Source organism: Pseudoroseomonas sp. WGS1072 (assembly GCF_049340465.1).
GTDB lineage: Bacteria > Pseudomonadota > Alphaproteobacteria > Acetobacterales > Acetobacteraceae > Pseudoroseomonas.
Window position 1 is genome coordinate 980,273 of record NZ_JBMPSU010000001.1, and the last position, 14,591, is coordinate 994,863.

At 77.6% G+C, this 14,591-nt stretch carries 16 protein-coding genes and 1 pseudogene; 12 read left to right on the forward strand and 5 right to left on the reverse strand.

The window, feature by feature from the left end:
• The 4 genes from ACF3NH_RS04690 to cobJ are packed head-to-tail and all read left to right on the forward strand — an operon-like array spanning window position 1 to window position 3,306.
• Window positions 1–1,188: a precorrin-3B synthase gene (locus ACF3NH_RS04690; protein WP_422922027.1), complete on the forward strand. Its 1,188-nt coding sequence runs from the start codon at window positions 1–3 to the stop codon at window positions 1,186–1,188.
• Window positions 1,185–1,817, forward strand: a complete 633-nt coding sequence (locus ACF3NH_RS04695) for a precorrin-8X methylmutase (RefSeq protein ID WP_198367533.1) — start codon at window positions 1,185–1,187, stop codon at window positions 1,815–1,817. Before ACF3NH_RS04690 ends, ACF3NH_RS04695 begins: the two co-directional genes overlap by 4 nt.
• On the forward strand, window positions 1,814–2,560 hold the full coding sequence (locus ACF3NH_RS04700; protein ID WP_422922028.1) for a precorrin-2 C(20)-methyltransferase: 747 nt from the start codon (window positions 1,814–1,816) through the stop codon (window positions 2,558–2,560). The genes ACF3NH_RS04695 and ACF3NH_RS04700 overlap by 4 nt, the downstream gene beginning before the upstream one ends.
• A complete protein-coding gene (gene cobJ / locus ACF3NH_RS04705; protein WP_198367535.1) occupies window positions 2,557–3,306 on the forward strand; it encodes a precorrin-3B C(17)-methyltransferase in 750 nt (249 codons plus the stop codon). The genes ACF3NH_RS04700 and cobJ overlap by 4 nt, the downstream gene beginning before the upstream one ends.
• Here the strand turns inward: cobJ and ACF3NH_RS04710 are convergent.
• Entirely contained in the window at window positions 3,279–4,058 is a 780-nt protein-coding gene (locus ACF3NH_RS04710; RefSeq protein WP_422922029.1) for a cobalt-precorrin-6A reductase, read from the reverse strand. The two genes, cobJ and ACF3NH_RS04710, sit on opposite strands and share 28 nt — an antisense overlap.
• Here ACF3NH_RS04710 and cbiE point away from each other — a divergent pair.
• The 3 genes and pseudogenes from cbiE to cobM form a co-directional block, all read left to right on the forward strand.
• Window positions 4,046–5,254: pseudogene (gene cbiE, locus ACF3NH_RS04715) on the forward strand (precorrin-6y C5,15-methyltransferase (decarboxylating) subunit CbiE); the annotation flags it as partial. The gene ACF3NH_RS04710 and the pseudogene cbiE overlap by 13 nt on opposite strands.
• Complete coding sequence (locus ACF3NH_RS04720) at window positions 5,234–5,626, forward strand: cobalamin biosynthesis protein (protein ID WP_370592063.1); 393 nt, start codon at window positions 5,234–5,236, stop codon at window positions 5,624–5,626. The pseudogene cbiE and the gene ACF3NH_RS04720, both read left to right, overlap by 21 nt.
• Before the next feature lie 67 nt (window positions 5,627–5,693).
• On the forward strand, window positions 5,694–6,452 hold the full coding sequence (cobM, locus tag ACF3NH_RS04725; RefSeq protein WP_422922030.1) for a precorrin-4 C(11)-methyltransferase: 759 nt from the start codon (window positions 5,694–5,696) through the stop codon (window positions 6,450–6,452).
• Window positions 6,453–6,454: 2 nt separating this feature from the next.
• Here the strand turns inward: cobM and ACF3NH_RS04730 are convergent, their stop codons facing one another.
• Window positions 6,455–7,528 (reverse strand): cobalt-precorrin-5B (C(1))-methyltransferase, encoded by a 1,074-nt coding sequence (locus ACF3NH_RS04730; protein WP_422922031.1) that lies wholly within the window; start codon window positions 7,526–7,528, stop codon window positions 6,455–6,457.
• 41 nt (window positions 7,529–7,569) lie between these two features.
• Here ACF3NH_RS04730 and cobA point away from each other — a divergent pair, with 41 nt between their 5' ends.
• Window positions 7,570–8,358 carry a uroporphyrinogen-III C-methyltransferase gene (cobA, locus tag ACF3NH_RS04735; RefSeq protein ID WP_232477317.1) on the forward strand — a complete coding sequence of 263 codons (789 nt, stop codon included), beginning with the start codon at window positions 7,570–7,572 and terminating at the stop codon, window positions 8,356–8,358.
• 45 nt (window positions 8,359–8,403) lie between these two features.
• Here cobA and ACF3NH_RS04740 read toward each other — a convergent pair whose 3' ends face one another.
• Both ACF3NH_RS04740 and ACF3NH_RS04745 read right to left on the reverse strand, forming a co-directional pair.
• Complete coding sequence (locus tag ACF3NH_RS04740) at window positions 8,404–8,946, reverse strand: hypothetical protein (RefSeq protein WP_422922032.1); 543 nt, start codon at window positions 8,944–8,946, stop codon at window positions 8,404–8,406.
• Window positions 8,946–9,560: a hypothetical protein gene (locus ACF3NH_RS04745; RefSeq protein WP_198367541.1), complete on the reverse strand. Its 615-nt coding sequence runs from the start codon at window positions 9,558–9,560 to the stop codon at window positions 8,946–8,948. The genes ACF3NH_RS04740 and ACF3NH_RS04745 overlap by 1 nt, the downstream gene beginning before the upstream one ends.
• A gap of 450 nt (window positions 9,561–10,010) precedes the next feature.
• Between ACF3NH_RS04745 and ACF3NH_RS04750 the strand changes: the two genes are divergently transcribed.
• Genes ACF3NH_RS04750 through cobS form a run of 3 tightly spaced genes read left to right on the forward strand, consistent with a single transcriptional unit; the run spans window position 10,011 to window position 13,101 of the window.
• Window positions 10,011–11,333, forward strand: a complete 1,323-nt coding sequence (locus ACF3NH_RS04750) for a cobyrinate a,c-diamide synthase (RefSeq protein WP_422922033.1) — start codon at window positions 10,011–10,013, stop codon at window positions 11,331–11,333.
• Window positions 11,333–12,349, forward strand: a complete 1,017-nt coding sequence (cobT, locus tag ACF3NH_RS04755) for a nicotinate-nucleotide--dimethylbenzimidazole phosphoribosyltransferase (RefSeq protein WP_422922034.1) — start codon at window positions 11,333–11,335, stop codon at window positions 12,347–12,349. The genes ACF3NH_RS04750 and cobT overlap by 1 nt, the downstream gene beginning before the upstream one ends.
• Window positions 12,346–13,101, forward strand: a complete 756-nt coding sequence (cobS, locus tag ACF3NH_RS04760; protein ID WP_422922035.1) for an adenosylcobinamide-GDP ribazoletransferase — start codon at window positions 12,346–12,348, stop codon at window positions 13,099–13,101. The genes cobT and cobS overlap by 4 nt, the downstream gene beginning before the upstream one ends.
• 36 nt (window positions 13,102–13,137) lie before the next feature.
• On the opposite strand, the gene ACF3NH_RS04765 is transcribed toward cobS, so the two are convergent.
• On the reverse strand, window positions 13,138–13,656 hold the full coding sequence (locus ACF3NH_RS04765) for a histidine phosphatase family protein (RefSeq protein ID WP_422922036.1): 519 nt from the start codon (window positions 13,654–13,656) through the stop codon (window positions 13,138–13,140).
• Window positions 13,657–13,707: 51 nt separating this feature from the next.
• On the opposite strand from ACF3NH_RS04765, the gene ACF3NH_RS04770 reads away from it, so the two are divergent.
• Window positions 13,708–14,589: an alpha/beta fold hydrolase gene (locus tag ACF3NH_RS04770; protein ID WP_422922037.1), complete on the forward strand. Its 882-nt coding sequence runs from the start codon at window positions 13,708–13,710 to the stop codon at window positions 14,587–14,589.
• Window positions 14,590–14,591: the final 2 nt, after the last annotated feature.

A 14,591-nucleotide genomic window follows, 5' to 3' on the forward strand; every position in this document is an offset into this window, starting at 1 on the left:
GTGACCCGCATCCGGGGCTGGTGCCCCTCCCTCTACGATCCCATGGCAAGCGGGGACGACCTGCTGGTCCGCGTCAAGCCGCCGCTGGCCCGGCTCTCGGCGGAGCAGGCGCTGGTTCTGGCCGAGGCCGCCGGCGCGGCGGGAAACGGGCGGATCGAGCTGACCCAGCGGGCCAATCTGCAGGTCCGGGGCCTGACCGCCGCCCGCCTGCCCGGCTTCGTCGCGGCCCTGCGCGGCGCCGGGCTGGCCGATCCCGATCCGGGCGTGGAGCGCCGCCGCAACCTGATCCCGCCGCCCCTGCCCTCCCCGGCGGCCGAGGCCCTGTGCCGGGCGCTGGAGGCGGTGCTGGCCGCCGCCCCCGCGGCCCTGCCGGGCAAGTTCGGCCTCGCCCTGGCCGAGGCGGCGGAGCCCTGCCCCGGCGCCGACATCATGCTGCGGCTCGCGGCCGGCGGCGTCACGCTACGGCTGGCGGGGGGCGAGGCGGTGGCGCGCAGCGCGGCGGCGGAGGCCCCCGCGGCGGTCGCCCGGCTGATCGCGGCGCTGCTCGACGGGCCGCCGGGCCGCATGGCCCAGGCGGTGCGCGAGCAGGGCGCCGCCGCGCTGTTCGCGCGGGCCGGGCTGACGGCCGGCGCGTCGCCGCCGCCTGAGGAAGCGCCAGCCGGGCCGCCAGTCGGGCCATCAGTCGGGCCATCAGTCGGGCCATCAGTCGGCGCCCTGGCGGGCGGCTTCGGCCTCGGCCTGCCCTTCGGCGTCATGACGGTGCCGGCGTTGGGGGAACTGGCCGCGCTGGCCGCGGCGGAGGGCGATGGCAGCCTGCGCCTGACGCCCTGGCGCAGCGTGCTGCTGCCCGGAGTTCGCCGGGCGGCGGTCCCCGGCCTGATCGACGATCCCGCCGATCCGCGCCTGGCGCTCCGCGCCTGCCCGGGCAGCGAGGGCTGCGCCAGCGGCCGCGCCCCGGTGCGGCGCGAGGCGCTGGCCCTGCTGGGGCTGTTGCGGGCGCCGCCGCCGGGCTTGCTGCATCTCTCCGGTTGCGCCAAAGGCTGCGCGCATCCCGGCCCGGCGGCGCTGGTGCTGGTGGCCGAGGCGCCGGGGCGCTACGCCCTGGTCCGCCACGGCCGCGCCGGGGATGCGCCGCTGGCCGCCGGCCTCTCCCTGGCCGAGGCGGCGGCGAGGATGGAAGAGAGATGAGCGGACCCTACGACTACATCCGCGACGGCGCGGCCATCTACGCCAAGTCCTTCGCCACCATCCGCGCCGAGGCCGACCTCGCCGGCCTCACGCCGGAGCAGGCGCGCGTCGCGGTGCGCGTCATCCATGCCTGCGGCCAGGTCGAGGTGGCACGGTCGCTGCGCTTCCATCCTGCCTTCGCCGCCGCCGCCCGCGCCGCGCTGCTCGCCGGCGCGCCCATCCTCTGCGACGCGCAGATGGTGGCGCATGGCATCACCCGCGCCCGCCTGCCGGCCGGCAACGCGGTGGTCTGCACCCTGTCGGAGCCGGAGGTGCCGGAGCTGGCGCGGCGCCTCGGCAACACCCGCTCGGCGGCCGCGCTGCATCTCTGGGGGGACCGGCTCGGCGGCGCGCTGGTCGCCATCGGCAACGCGCCTACCGCGCTGTTCCATCTGCTGGAGCGGATCGAGGCCGGCGCGCCGCCGCCCGCCGCCATCATCGGCCTGCCGGTCGGCTTCGTCGGCGCGGCGGAATCCAAGGCGGCGCTGGCGGCGCAGGACCGCATCCCCTGGATGATCGCCGAGGGGCGGATCGGCGGCAGCGCCATGGCGGTGGCCGCCGTCAACGCCCTGGCCTCGGAGCGGGAATGAGCGCAGCCCTCCACATCCTGGGCCTCGGCCCCGGCGATCCCGACCTCGTCACGCTGAAGGCCGCCCGCATCCTGGGCCGCGCGCCGGTTGTCGCCGGCTTCGCCAAGCGCGGGCGGGCGGGCCACGCCTGGAGCATCGCCGCGCCGCACCTCGACCCGGCCGCCGAGCGGCTGCGCTTCGACTATCCCTTCACCGTCGATGTCGGGGTGGCGGAGCCGCGCTACGCGCGCGAGATGGGCGCCTTCTACGACGATTGCGCCGCCGCCATCGCCGCGCATCTCGCCGCCGGGCGCGAGGTGGCGCTGCTCTGCGAGGGCGACCCCTTCCTCTACGGCTCGGCCATGTACCTCTTCGACCGGCTGCGGGCGCGGCATCCGGTTGAGGTGGTGCCGGGCATCATGGCCATGGCCGGCTGCTGGGCACGGGCCGGGGTGCCGATGGTGCAGGGGGACGAGACGCTGCGCGTGCTGCCCGCCACCCTGCCGGAGGCGGCGCTGGCCGCGGCGCTGGCCGGCACGGAGGCGGCGGTGATCATGAAGGTGGGGCGCCACCTGCCGAAGCTGCGCGCCGTGCTGGAGCGGGCCGGGCTGCTGGCGCGCGCCGTCTATGTCGAGCGCGGCACCCAGGCGGGCGAGGCGATCCAGCCGCTGGCCCTGCGGGACGACAGCCCGGCGCCCTATTTCTCCCTGGTGCTGGTGCCGGGCCGGCTGCCGCCCAGCGGGATGTCGGGCGGGGCGCCATGAGCCTCGACGTCATCGGCCTCGGCCCCGGCGATGCCGCGCTCCGCACTCCGGAGGCCGAGGCGGCGCTGGCCGCCGCCACCGACATCCTGGGCTATGGCCCCTATGTCGCGCGGGTACCGCCCCGGCCCGGCCAGCGGCGGCACGCCACCGACAACCGGCAGGAGCTGGAGCGCGCGCGCCACGCGCTGGAACTGGCGGCGGAGGGCGCGCGGGTGGCGGTGGTCTCCTCCGGCGATGCCGGCGTCTTCGCCATGGCCAGCGCGGTCTTCGAGGCGCTGGAGGCCGGGCCCGAGGCCTGGCGGGCGCTGGAGATCCGCGTGCTCCCCGGCATCTCCGCCATGTTCGCCGCCGCCGCCCGGCTGGGCGCGCCGCTCGGCCACGACTTCTGCGCCATCTCCCTCTCCGACAACCTCAAGCCCTGGGCGCTGGTGGAGAGGCGGCTGCGCCTGGCCGCCGAGGCCGGCTTCGTCCTGGCGCTCTACAACCCCATCTCCCGCGCCCGTCCCTGGCAGCTCGGCCGCGCCTTCGCGCTGCTGGCCGAGACCCTGCCCGGTACCACCCCGCTGGCCTTCGCCACCGCCATCTCCCGGCCCGAGGAGCGGATCGAGATCCGCGCCCTGGCCGAGGCCGACCCGGCCCTGGCCGACATGCGGACCCTGGTGCTGGTCGGCTCGGCCGCCACGCGGCTGATCCCGCGCCCGGGCGGGCGGCCCTGGCTCTACGCGCCGCGCTCGGTCCCGGCATGACGGCGCGCCAGCCAGTCCAGCGCCGCGCCGGCCTCCGCCACGGCCCCGAGCCCCGGCGGCGCGGCGGGGCGGGCCAGGAGATGCACCGGCAGGCCCAGCGCGCGCGCCGCCGCGAGCTTCGCCGCCACCGCCGTGCCGCCGGAATTCTTCGCCACCAGCACCTCGATGCGGGCTTCCCGCAGCAGGGCCAGCTCCGCCTCCAAGGCGAAGGGGCCGGTGTCCACGATCACCCGCGCGCGCGGTGGCAGGGCCTCGGCCGGGGGCGGATCGACGCTGCGGATCAGGTAGTCGTGCCAGGGCGCGGCGCGGAAGGCGGCCAGGTCCTTCCGCCCGACCGTCAGGAACACGCGGCGCGGCGCGGGGCCCAGGGCGGCCGCCAGCGCCTCCGGCGTGGCGTGCTCGCGCCAGTCGTCGCCGGGAACGGGGCGCCAGGGCGGGCGCTCCAGCCGCAGCAGGGGCGTGCCGGTCTCCGCCGCCGCCGCCAGCGCCTGGCGCGTCATGGCGGCGGCGAAGGGATGCGTGGCATCGACCAGTGCGCCGATGCCCTCCGCGCGCAGGAACTCCGCCAGCCCCGCCGCCCCGCCGAAGCCGCCGATCCGCAGCGGCACCGGCTGCGGCAGCGGCCGGCGCGTCACCCCGGCGAGCGACAGCAGGGGGGCGAAGCGGGCATCGCCCGCCACCGCGCGGGCGAGGTCCGACGCCTCGGTGGTGCCGCCCAGGATCAGCAGGCGCAAAGGGGATGAGCGGGCCATGGCTCGCCATCCTGGGGCTGGGCGAGGAGGGCGTCGAGGGCCTCTCTCCCGCCGCCGCCGCCCTGCTCTCCGGCGCCGAGGCGGTGTTCGGCGGCGCCCGCCACCTGGCGTTGGCCGCGCCGTTGCTGCGCGGCGCGGCGCATCCCTGGCCGAGCCCGCTCGACCTCGCTCCGCTGCTCGCCCTGCGCGGCCGGCGCGTGGCGGTGCTCGCCTCGGGCGATCCCTTCTGCTTCGGCATCGGCGCGCTGCTGGCGCGGCAGGTGCCGCCGGAGGAATTCCTCTGCCACCCGGCGCCCTCCGCCTTCGCCCTGGCCTGCGCCCGGCTCGGCTGGGCGCTGCAGGACTGCGCGACCATCTCCTTCTGCGGCCGGCCGCTGGCGCCGCTGCGGCCGCTGCTGCAGCCGGGCGCGCGCATCCTCGCCCTCTCGGCCGATGCCGCGACGCCCGCCGCCGTCGCGGCGCTGATGACCGGCCTCGGCTTCGGTCCCAGCCGCCTGCACCTGCTGGAGGCACTGGGCGGCCCGCGCGAGTGCATCTCCCGCACCACCGCCGGCGACTTCGCGGGCCACCCCGATCCGCTGAACATGCTGGCCATCGAGGTCGTTCCCGGCCCCTCGGCGCGGCCGCTGCCGCTGGCCGCCGGGCTGGCGGAGGATTTCTTCGAGCAGGACGGGCAGATCACCAAGCGCGAGGCCCGCGCCGCCGCCCTGGCCGCGCTGGCGCCCCATCCGGGCGAGCAGCTCTGGGACATCGGCGCCGGCAGTGGCTCGATCGGCATCGAATGGATGCTGCGCCACCCGGCCAACCGCGCTCTCGGCCTGGAGCCGAGGCCGGAGCGCCTGGCGCGGGCGGCGCGCAACGCCCTCGCCCTCGGCGTGCCGGGCTACCGCCTGCTGCCGCTCACGGCGCCGGCGGGGCTGGAGGGGCTGCCCACGCCGGACGCCATCTTCCTGGGCGGCGGCGCGGCCGCGCCGGGGGTGCTGGAGGCCGCCTGGGCGGCGCTGCGCCCCGGCGGGCGCCTGGTCGCCCATGCGGTGACGGTGGAGACCGAGGCGCGGCTCTTCGAGGCCGAGGCGCTGTGGGGCGGCGGGCTGACCCGGCTCTCGGTGGCGCGGCTGGCGCGGATCGGGCAGCGGCGCGGCTTCCGCCCGGCCATGACCGTCACGCAATACGCGGTGGAGAAGCCCCGTGCCGCCGAGGCGCCCACCGCCCTGGCCGGCCTCGGCTGCCGCCCCGGCGCCAGTGCCGAGGCCGTGCTGGCGCTGCTGCGCGAGGCGGAGGGGCGCAGCGGCCGGCGCATCGTCCGCCTGGCCGCGCCCTTCTTCCGCCAGGGCATGCCGGCGCTGGAGGAGGCCGCCCGGCGCCTCGGCCTGCCGCTCGACTGGATCGGCCATGCCGCCCTGCTGGCGGTGCAGCCCCGTTGCCCGACCCGCTCCGAGGCGGCGTTGCGCGCCACCGGCCTGGCCAGCGTGGCGGAAGGCTGCGCCCTGGCGGCGGGCGGGGCGCTGCTGCTGCCCCGCATCGCCGAAGGCGGGGTGAGCTGCGCGCTGGCCGAGCCGCCGCCATGATCCCGGCAGGCGCGGCGGCGCCGGACCATCGTCTTCCCCCGGCCTTCCGCAGAGCCCCGCAGACAGCATGACCGTGCATTTCATCGGCGCCGGCCCCGGCGCCCCCGACCTCATCACCCTGCGCGGGCGCGACCTGCTGGCCGCCTGTCCGGTCTGCCTCTATGCCGGCTCCGTCGTGCCGCCGGCGCTGCTGGCGCATTGCCCGCCCGGCGCCCGGCTGGTCGATACCGCGCCGCTCGACCTCGACGGCATCGAGGCGGAGTACCGCCGCGCCCATGCCGCGGGGCTGGACGTGGCGCGGCTGCATTCGGGCGATCTCTCGGTCTGGTCGGCGGTCGCCGAGCAGGCGCGGCGGCTGGAGCGGCTCGGCATCCCCTATACCCTCACCCCCGGCGTGCCGGCCTTCGCCGCCGCCGCCGCCGCGCTGGGGCGGGAGCTGACCCTGCCGGGCGTGGCGCAGAGCCTGGTGCTGACGCGAGTCTCCGGCCGCGCCTCGCCGATGCCGCCGGGCGAGACGCTGGAGGCCTTCGGCGCCACCGGGACGACGCTCGCCCTGCATCTCGCCATCCATGCGCTGGAGGAGATCGTCACCCGCCTGACGCCGCTCTACGGCGCCGATTGCCCGGTGGCCATCGTCATCCGCGCCTCCTGGCCGGAGCAGCGGGTGCTGCGCGGCCGGCTCGGCGACATCGTGGCGAAGCTGGCGGCCGAGCCGGCGGAACGGACGGCGCTGATCCTCATCGGCCCGGCGCTGGAGGCCGGGGATTTCCGCGACAGCGCGCTCTACGACACGGACTACCAGCGCCGCTTCCGGGGGCGGGCATGAGCTCACCCGGCCTCGGCCAGCAGCCGCCCGTCCCGCCCGAAGAGCGCGACATCGACCCGCACCGGCGCGCCCTCGACCACCGCCTGCGCCACGGCGCGGGCGCGCCCGGCCACCGCCGCCGGGAGGGCGAGGCCGGCCGCCCCGGCCAGGGTGAAGGCCTCCAGCGCGGTGTTCGCGCCTTCGATGCGGGCGGCCAGGGCGGCATCGGCGCCCGCCGCGCGGGCCAGCCCGGCCAGGGCCTCCAGATCCACCGCGCCGCGCCGCGAATGCAGGTCGAGCCGGCCCTGGGCCAGCTTGGTCAGCTTGGCGGGGCCGCCGGCGATGGTGACGCGCGGCACCGGATGGGCGCGCAGGTACTTCAGCATGCCGCCGACGAAATCGCCCATGTCGATCAGCGCCTGCTCCGGCAGGCGGTGCAGGGCGCGCACCGCCGCCTCGCTGGTGCTGCCGGTGGCGCCGGCGACATGCGCCAGGCCGGCGGCGCGGGCGACGTCGATGCCGCGATGGATGGAGTGGATCCAGGCCGAGCAGGAATAGGGCACCACCACCCCGGTCGTGCCCAGCACGGAGAGGCCGCCCAGGATGCCGAGGCGCGGGTTCATGGTGCGCCGCGCCAGCGCCTCGCCGCCGGGGATGGCGATCTCGACGCGCGCATCGACCGCACCGCCCGCCACCGCCTCCAGCGCGGCGCGGATCATCTGGCGCGGCACCGGGTTGATGGCCGGCTCGCCCGGCGGCAGCGGCAGGCCCGGCAGGGTGACGGTGCCGACCCCCTCGCCGGCGACGAAGACCAGGCCGCCGCCGGGCGGCAGGGGATGCACGGTGGCGCGGATCAGCGCGCCATGCGTCACGTCCGGATCGTCCCCTGCATCCTTGACCACCGCCGCCCAGGCGCCGCCATCCCCGGTGAAGCCATGCCCGGCCAGGGCGAAGGCGGGCGCCTCGCCCCGCGGCAGCCGGATGGTCACGGGATCGGGGAAGGCGCCGTGGCGCAGCGCGGCGAAGGCCGCCCTGGCCGCCGCCGTGGCACAGGCGCCGGTGGTCCAGCCCCGGCGGAGAGGCGCGTCCTGCTGCACGCCGGGAGGTTTAGCGCCCGCCGGGGCCCGGGGCGAGCGGCATGAACCGCCTCGCCGCGCTGGAGGCCGCCATGGGCCGCGCCGCCCCGGTGCTGGAGCCCGGCCATGTCTGGCTCGCCGGGGCCGGGCCGGGCGATCCCGGCATGCTGACGCTCGACGTGCTGGCCGGCCTCGCCCAGGCCGAGGTGGTGGTGCATGACGATCTGGTCGATCCGCGCATCCTGGCCATGGCCCCCGCGACGGCCGAGCTGCGCTTCGTCGGCAAGCGCGGCGGGCGGCCCTCGACGCCGCAGGCCGCCATTCTCGGCCTGCTGGCCGAGCTGGCGCTGGCCGGGCGGCGCGTCCTGCGGCTCAAGGGTGGCGATCCCTTCGTCTTCGGGCGCGGCGGGGAGGAGGCGCTGGCGCTGGCCGCCGCCGGCATCCCGCACCGCATCCTGCCCGGACTGACGGCGGGGCTGGCCGGATTGGCGGCGGCCGGCATCCCGGCGACGCATCGCGGCGTCAACCAGGCGGTGGTGCTGGCCACCGGACATGCGGCCGAGGGCGCCGAGGACGCGCTGGACTGGACGGCGCTGGCGCGCCTCGGCCAGCCGCTGCTGCTCTACATGGCGATGCGGCGGCTGGAGGCGGTGACGGCGGCGCTGCTGCGCGGCGGCCTGCCGCCCGGAACGCCGGTCGCGGTGGTGACGGAGGCGACCCGGCCCGGCCAGCGCAAGCTGGTCTCGACCCTGGCGGAGGTGGCGGAGGCGGTGCGCGGGGCCGGGCTGGACGCGCCGGCGATCATCGCCATCGGCGGCATCGTCGGCGTGCTGGGCGGGAGCGGGCGCTGAACGAAATTCCCCCGGGAAGCGGACTTCCCGGGGGAGGAGGGCGACTCAGCGCGCGCGGCGCGTCGTGCCGCCGCGCTGCGGGGTGGCGGCCTTCGTGTCCGGCGGCGGCGGCGCGACGCGGGGCGCGACCGGCGCGGCGGCCGGCGTCACCGCCGCGGCGCCGGGCTGCACCGTCACATTGACCTTCACCGTGGTGGAACCCGGCAGCAGGCGCACCGTGAAGCTGTCGGTGCCGCTGAAGCCGGGCAGCGGCGTGTAGTCGATGCGGGTGTAGTCCCCGACGCTGTGCACATACACCCGGCCGTTCTCGGCACGGGCGCTCAGCAGGCCGGCGTCGAAGGGCTCCGGGCCGGGGCGGGCGACGCGCAGGGCGCACCAGCCGCCGTCATTCACCACGGTCATCGGCGCCATGGTCTCGCGGCCGTCGATCAGCCGGGGGTTGTCATCCACCGTGCAGGACTTGGCCGCGCCGATCATGTCGATGGCATAGACCGGGCGACGGGAGGTCTCGACGGCGCGCTGCGGCTGGGCACAGGCGGCGAGCAGCGCGGGCAGGGCCAGCGCCACCCAGGCGGAACGGAGATGCATCAACGCGAGGCCCGGCGGCTGGACGTGGCGCTCCGCGCGGGGGCGGGGCTGGAGGCGCTGGGGACGCAGCTGCCGAGCGAGGCCGGCAGCAGGTCCTTGGAGGCGGCGTAGGGGCCGAGCTCGGCGGCGCCGGGCAGGCTCATCACCTCCTCGAAGAGGCGCGCGTTGCGGCTGCAGAAGTCGGCGCCGACACGATTGGCCTCCTGCGCCCGGGCATTGGCGAGGTTGGTGATGAAGACGTCGTTCTCACGCTGGCCGGCGCGGCGGTCGCGCGCGGTGAAATGGCCGATCACCGCCATGTCGTTGCTGCTCAGCACCGGCTTGTAGCGGGTGATGAAGGCGTTGTAGGGCGCCTCGGTGTTGCAGGTCGTGGCGATGACCATCAGCTCGGTCTTCAGCGCGGCGATCTCGAACATCGCCTGCTGCTCCGGCGTGGCGCAGCGGAAGCTGGTCGCCATGGCGCCGGTGCCGGCCAGCAGCGTGGCGGCCGTCAGGAGACCCGTCAGGCCATGGAGGGCCAGGCGCCGGAACGGGCCGCGGGCGTCGCGTCTCCGCCCGGAGGCCGCCAGGCCGGTGTCTGGGCGCAATTCTGGAAGCGGGCGGCGCTGGTCCATACCCCTCATCCTCTCCGTTCTTCGTACTGGCGCGGTGCTGCCGCGGACTGGCTGCGGGAAATCCGAGATTCCATCGGGCCCGGCGCCCTTCCCCGTCCCGTCCCGCCCGGCGCCGCGGCAGGGCGGCGGAGCGGATCCATCGGTCCATACGGAAGGCAGCGAACCCATGGGTGCAATACCGTGCGGCTGGCTTGCCGTGCAAGGCGTCAAAGCACGGAGGCGCGCGATTCGTTCCGCCAGAAATCAAGTTGTTACACAGCATTGCTGCCCCGCCATCTTCGCTTGTCCCGGGATGCCGGCCAAGCCTCAGCCTGCGCTGGGGCTGGGCCGGCGGCCATTCATCCCCATCTCCTGGCCCATCTCCTGGCCCATCCCCTGGCGGCCACCCCCTGGCCGAAGGGCCCGGCCTGTGATTGACGCTCGCGGCGAGGCAGGGACAGCGGAGGATGCATGGGCGGAGCTCTGGTGATCGGCGCGCCGCGCTCGGGCAGCGGCAAGAGCACGCTGACCCTGGCGCTGCTGGCGGCGTTCCGGCGGCGCGGGCTCGCGGTCGCGGCCGCCAAGTCCGGCCCGGACTATATCGACCCCGCCTTCCACGCCGCGGCCTGCGGCCATCCGAGCCCCAACCTCGACAGCTGGGCCATGCCCCCCGCCCTGCTGGACGCCGTGGCGGCGGAGGCGCGGCGCGTCCGGCCCCTGTTGCTGATCGAATCCGCCATGGGGCTGTTCGACGGCGCCGGCCCCGAGCCCGGGCGCCAGGGCAGCGCCGCCGATCTCGCCGCGCGCTTCGGCCTGCCGGTGCTGCTGCTGCTCGATGTCTCCGGGCAGTCGCAGAGCGCCGCCGCCATCGCCCGCGGCTTCGCCTCGCACCGCGCCGGGGTGCGCGTCGGCGGCGTGGTGCTGAACCGGGTGGCCAGCGAGCGGCACCGCCGGGGCGCGGCGGAGGCCATCGCCGAGGCTGGCCTGCCGGTGCTCGGGGCGCTGCCGCGCGAGGCGGCCGTCACCCTGCCCGAGCGGCATCTCGGCCTGGTGCAGGCGCGCGAGCTGGGCGAGCTTCCGGCGCTGCTGGAGCGGCTGGCCGATCTGGCCGAGGCGCGACTCGACCTCGGCGCCATCCTGGCCCTGGCCGCGACGGCGGCGCCCCCGCCCGCCTCCGCCGCGCCGCACCCGCCGCTGCCGCCCCCCGGGCAGCGCATCGCCCTGGCCGAGGACGATGCCTTCAGCTTCCTCTATCCGCATGTCCTGGCCGGCTGGCGGCGGGCGGGGGCGGAGATCGAGTGCTTCTCCCCCCTGGCCGACCAGCCGCCGCCCGAGGCCTGCGACGCCTGCTGGCTGCCCGGCGGCTATCCCGAACTGCATGCGGGCCGGCTGGCGGCGGCCGGGCGCTTCCTGGAGGGGCTGCGGCGCTTCTCCCGGACCCGCCCGGTGCATGGCGAATGCGGCGGCTACATGGTGCTCGGGCAGGGGCTGGAGGATGCGGCGGGCCGGCGCCACGCCATGGCCGGGCTGCTCGGCCACGCCACCAGCTTCGCCGCGCGGAGGATGAACCTCGGCTACCGGGAGGCGCGCCTGCTGGCCGACGGTCCGCTGGGCGCCGCCGGCACCCGCCTGCGCGGCCATGAGTTCCATTATGCCCGGCTGACCGAGCCGGGCGGGGACGCCCCCCTGGCCGAACTGGCCGACGCCGCCGGCGCCCCGCTCGGCCATGGCGGCGGGCGGCGCGGCCCGGTCAGTGGCAGCTTCTTCCACGCCATCGCCACGCAGGAGCCGTGATGACCGGAACCGAACGCCTCGCCGCCCTGCGCGCCCGCTGCGCCGCGCCGCCGGCGGGCGACGAGGCCGCCGCCGCCGCCGTGACCGCCCGCCAGGCGCGGCTGACCAAGCCGCCCGGCAGCCTCGGCCGGCTGGAGGCGCTGGCGGCCTGGATGGCCCGTTGGCAGGGCCGCGCCCTGCCCCGGCTGGAGCGCGTGCAGGTGCTGGTCTTCGCCGGCAACCACGGCGTGGCGGCGCGCGGCGTCTCGCCCTATCCGGCGGCGGTGACGGCGCAGATGGTGGCGAACTTCGCCGCCGGCGGCGCCGCCATCAACCAGCTCGCCGCCTGCGCCGGCGCGCGGCTGCGTGTGGCGCCGCTGGCGCTCGACAGGCCCACCGCCGACATGACGGAGGCGCCGGCCCTGGCCCCCGAGGAGTTTCTCGACGCGGTGGACAGCGGCGCGGCCGCCATGGATGAGGAGGTGGACCTGCTCTGCCTGGGCGAGATGGGCATCGGCAACACCACCGCCGGCGCCGCCCTGGCGGCCGCGCTGTTCGGTGGCGGCGGCGACTGGGCCGGGCGCGGCACCGGGCTCGACGAGGCCGGCCTGGCCCGCAAGCGCGCCGTGGTCGAGGCCGCCCTGGCCCGCCACCCGGAAGCCCGGACCGATCCGCTGGAGGCGGCGCGCCGCCTGGGCGGGCGGGAGCTGGCCGCCATCCTGGGCGCCGCGCTGGAGGCGCGCCGGCGCGGTGTCCCGGTGCTGCTGGACGGTTTCGTCTGCACCGCCGCCGCCGCCCCCCTCGCCCGGCTGGCGCCGGGCGGGCTGGACCACGCCCTGGTGGCGCATTGCTCGGCCGAGGCCGGCCACCGCCGGCTGGTGGAGGCGCTCGGCCAGAGGCCGCTGCTCGACCTCGGGATGCGGCTGGGTGAGGCCTCCGGCGCGGCGCTCGCCGTGCCGCTGCTGCGCGCCGCCCTGGCCTGCCATGCCGGGATGGCGACCTTCGCCGAGGCCGGCGTGGCCGAAGGCGCCCCATGAGGGCCTGGGCCACCGCCCGCCTGGCCGAGCTGGCTGCGGCGCTGGGGCTGCTGACCCGCCTGCCGGTGCATCGCTGGCCGATGCCGCCCGATGCCGCCGGCTTCGCCCGCGCCGTCTGGGCCTATCCGCTCGCCGGCGCCGTGGCCGGGGGGCTCGGCGGGCTGGGCTTCTGGGCCGCCGGCGCCCTCGGCCTGCCGCCGCCGCTCGCCGCCCTCTGGAGCCTCGCGCTGCTGCTGCTGCTGACCGGCGCCTTCCATGAGGACGGGCTGGCCGACACCGCCGATGGCTTCGGCGGCGGGCGCGACCGGGCGGCGCGGCTGGCCATCATGCGGGACAGCCGCATCGGCAGCTATGGCGCCGCCGCGCTGCTGCTCGCCCTCGGCCTGCGCGCCGCCGCCCTGGCGGAGATCGCCGAGCCGGCGCGGGTCCTGGTGGCGATGGCGGCGGCCGGCGCCCTGTCGCGCGGTGCCCTTCTGCTGCCATTGCGCCTGCTGCCGGCCGCCCGCGCCGATGGCCTCGCCGCCGGGCTGGGCCGGCCCGGTGCCACGCCGCTGCTGGCCGGGCTCGTCCTGGCGGCGGTGGCGGCGCTGCTCACCCCGGCGCCGGCGGCGGCGGTGCTGGCCGCCGGCCTGGCGGGCCTTGGCATGACGGCGCTGGCGCGGCGGCAGATCGGCGGCCAGACCGGCGATGTGCTGGGGGCGACGGCGGTGGTCGCGGAATGCGCCGTCCTCTCGGCGCTGGCGGCGGGATGAGGGGCGGCGGCGGCCGGGGGCCTTCCCGCCCCGCGGTCAGCCCTGCTCCCGCCCGTCCTCGAACCAGCGCAGGCTGCCCATCGGCTGCGCCGGGGCCAGCAGATCGACCGGCCGCCCGCGCAGCAGATCGGCCAGCACCTTCAGCGGCCCGCCATGCGCGACGACGAGGCAGGTCCCGGGCCGCTTCCCGCGCAGCTCCGCATGGAAGTCCGTGACCCGCGCCACCAGCGCCGCGCCGCTTTCGCCGCCGGGCGGGGCGAAGCCCCAGGGGTCGGCGGCCCACCGGTCCAGGGCCGCGCGCGGCACGCCGTCCCAGGGCCGGCCCTCCCAGGCGCCGAAATCCAGCTCCAGCAGGCGGGAGTCCGCCGTGGCGGGGCCGAGGCGCCGCGCCAGCGCCAGGCACCGCCGGGCCGGGCTGCTGACCAGCACGGCCGGGCGGAACCCGCGCAGCGCCCGCAGCAGCGGCGCCGGATCGGCCGGGCCGGGCGGCACATCGAGCCGGCCGTAGCAGAGCCCCGCCGGCAGCGCCGTGGGCAGATGGCGGAGCAGTGCCACGCGCATGCATGGGCTGTAGCGGAAGCCGCCGGGCCGGGCCAGAATCGGCGCATGCAGCCTGACACCTCCGCCGACGCATTCGACCTCGACGCCGCCCGCCTCGCGCTGGAGCAGGCGCTGCGGCCGCTCGCCGCCCGCGCCAGGCGGCACGAGACCCCCTGCGGGGCGGGCCACATGGTGTGGCACGAATGGGGCGCGGGGCCGCCTCTGGTGCTGCTGCATGGCGGCAGCGGCTCGTGGCGGCACTGGGCGCGCACCATCCCCGCCCTGGCGGAGCGCTGGCGGGTGATCGCCGCCGACCTGCCGGGCCTCGGCGAGTCGGAGGCGCCGCCGCGGCCGGAGGCGCCGGAGGAGATCGCCGCCATCCTCTCGGGCGGGCTCGACAGCCTCCTGGGCGGGGCGCGCTACCGGCTGGCCGGCTTCTCCTTCGGCGGGCTGATGGCGGGGCTGCTGGCGCGGCGGGACGTGGCACGGCTGGACGCGCTGGTGCTGGTGGGCGCCGTCGGGCTCGGGCAGCCCTATGAGCCACCCGCCCTGCGGGGCGTGCTGGGCCAGCCGCGCGCGCGGCAGATGGCGATCCACCGCGACAACCTGGCGACGCTGATGATCGCCGATCCGGCCCGCATCGACCCGGCGGCGCTGGCGATGCAGGACTGGCACACCTGGCGCACCCGCTTCCGCAGCGGCGCCTTCGCCGGCACCACCCTGCTGCGCGACGCCATCCTGGACCTTCCGGTGCCGCTGGGCGGCATCTGGGGCGCGCGCGACACCACGGCGAGGCCCGACGTGCCGGCGCGGCTGGCGCAGATCCGCGCCTGGCGTCCGGATGCGCGGCTGCAGACCATTCCAGGGGCCGGGCACTGGGTGATGTGGGAGGCGCCGCAGGCCTTCAACGCCGCTCTGGCCGGCCTGCTGGAGCCGGGTTTCCCGTGAAA

Excerpts from the sequence above, each read along its gene's own strand:
- ACF3NH_RS04695 (WP_198367533.1), top strand. The coding sequence starts at position 1,185 with ATGAGCGGACCCTACGACTACATCCGCGACGGCGCGGCCATCTACGCC.
- ACF3NH_RS04700 (WP_422922028.1), top strand. The coding sequence starts at position 1,814 with ATGAGCGCAGCCCTCCACATCCTGGGCCTCGGCCCCGGCGATCCCGAC.
- cobJ (WP_198367535.1), top strand. The coding sequence starts at position 2,557 with ATGAGCCTCGACGTCATCGGCCTCGGCCCCGGCGATGCCGCGCTCCGC.
- ACF3NH_RS04710 (WP_422922029.1), bottom strand. The coding sequence starts at position 4,058 with ATGGCCCGCTCATCCCCTTTGCGCCTGCTGATCCTGGGCGGCACCACC.
- cobM (WP_422922030.1), top strand. The coding sequence starts at position 5,694 with ATGACCGTGCATTTCATCGGCGCCGGCCCCGGCGCCCCCGACCTCATC.
- cobA (WP_232477317.1), top strand. The coding sequence starts at position 7,570 with ATGAACCGCCTCGCCGCGCTGGAGGCCGCCATGGGCCGCGCCGCCCCG.
- ACF3NH_RS04740 (WP_422922032.1), bottom strand. The coding sequence starts at position 8,946 with ATGCATCTCCGTTCCGCCTGGGTGGCGCTGGCCCTGCCCGCGCTGCTC.
- ACF3NH_RS04745 (WP_198367541.1), bottom strand. The coding sequence starts at position 9,560 with ATGGACCAGCGCCGCCCGCTTCCAGAATTGCGCCCAGACACCGGCCTG.
- ACF3NH_RS04750 (WP_422922033.1), top strand. The coding sequence starts at position 10,011 with ATGGGCGGAGCTCTGGTGATCGGCGCGCCGCGCTCGGGCAGCGGCAAG.
- cobT (WP_422922034.1), top strand. The coding sequence starts at position 11,333 with ATGACCGGAACCGAACGCCTCGCCGCCCTGCGCGCCCGCTGCGCCGCG.
- cobS (WP_422922035.1), top strand. The coding sequence starts at position 12,346 with ATGAGGGCCTGGGCCACCGCCCGCCTGGCCGAGCTGGCTGCGGCGCTG.
- ACF3NH_RS04770 (WP_422922037.1), top strand. The coding sequence starts at position 13,708 with ATGCAGCCTGACACCTCCGCCGACGCATTCGACCTCGACGCCGCCCGC.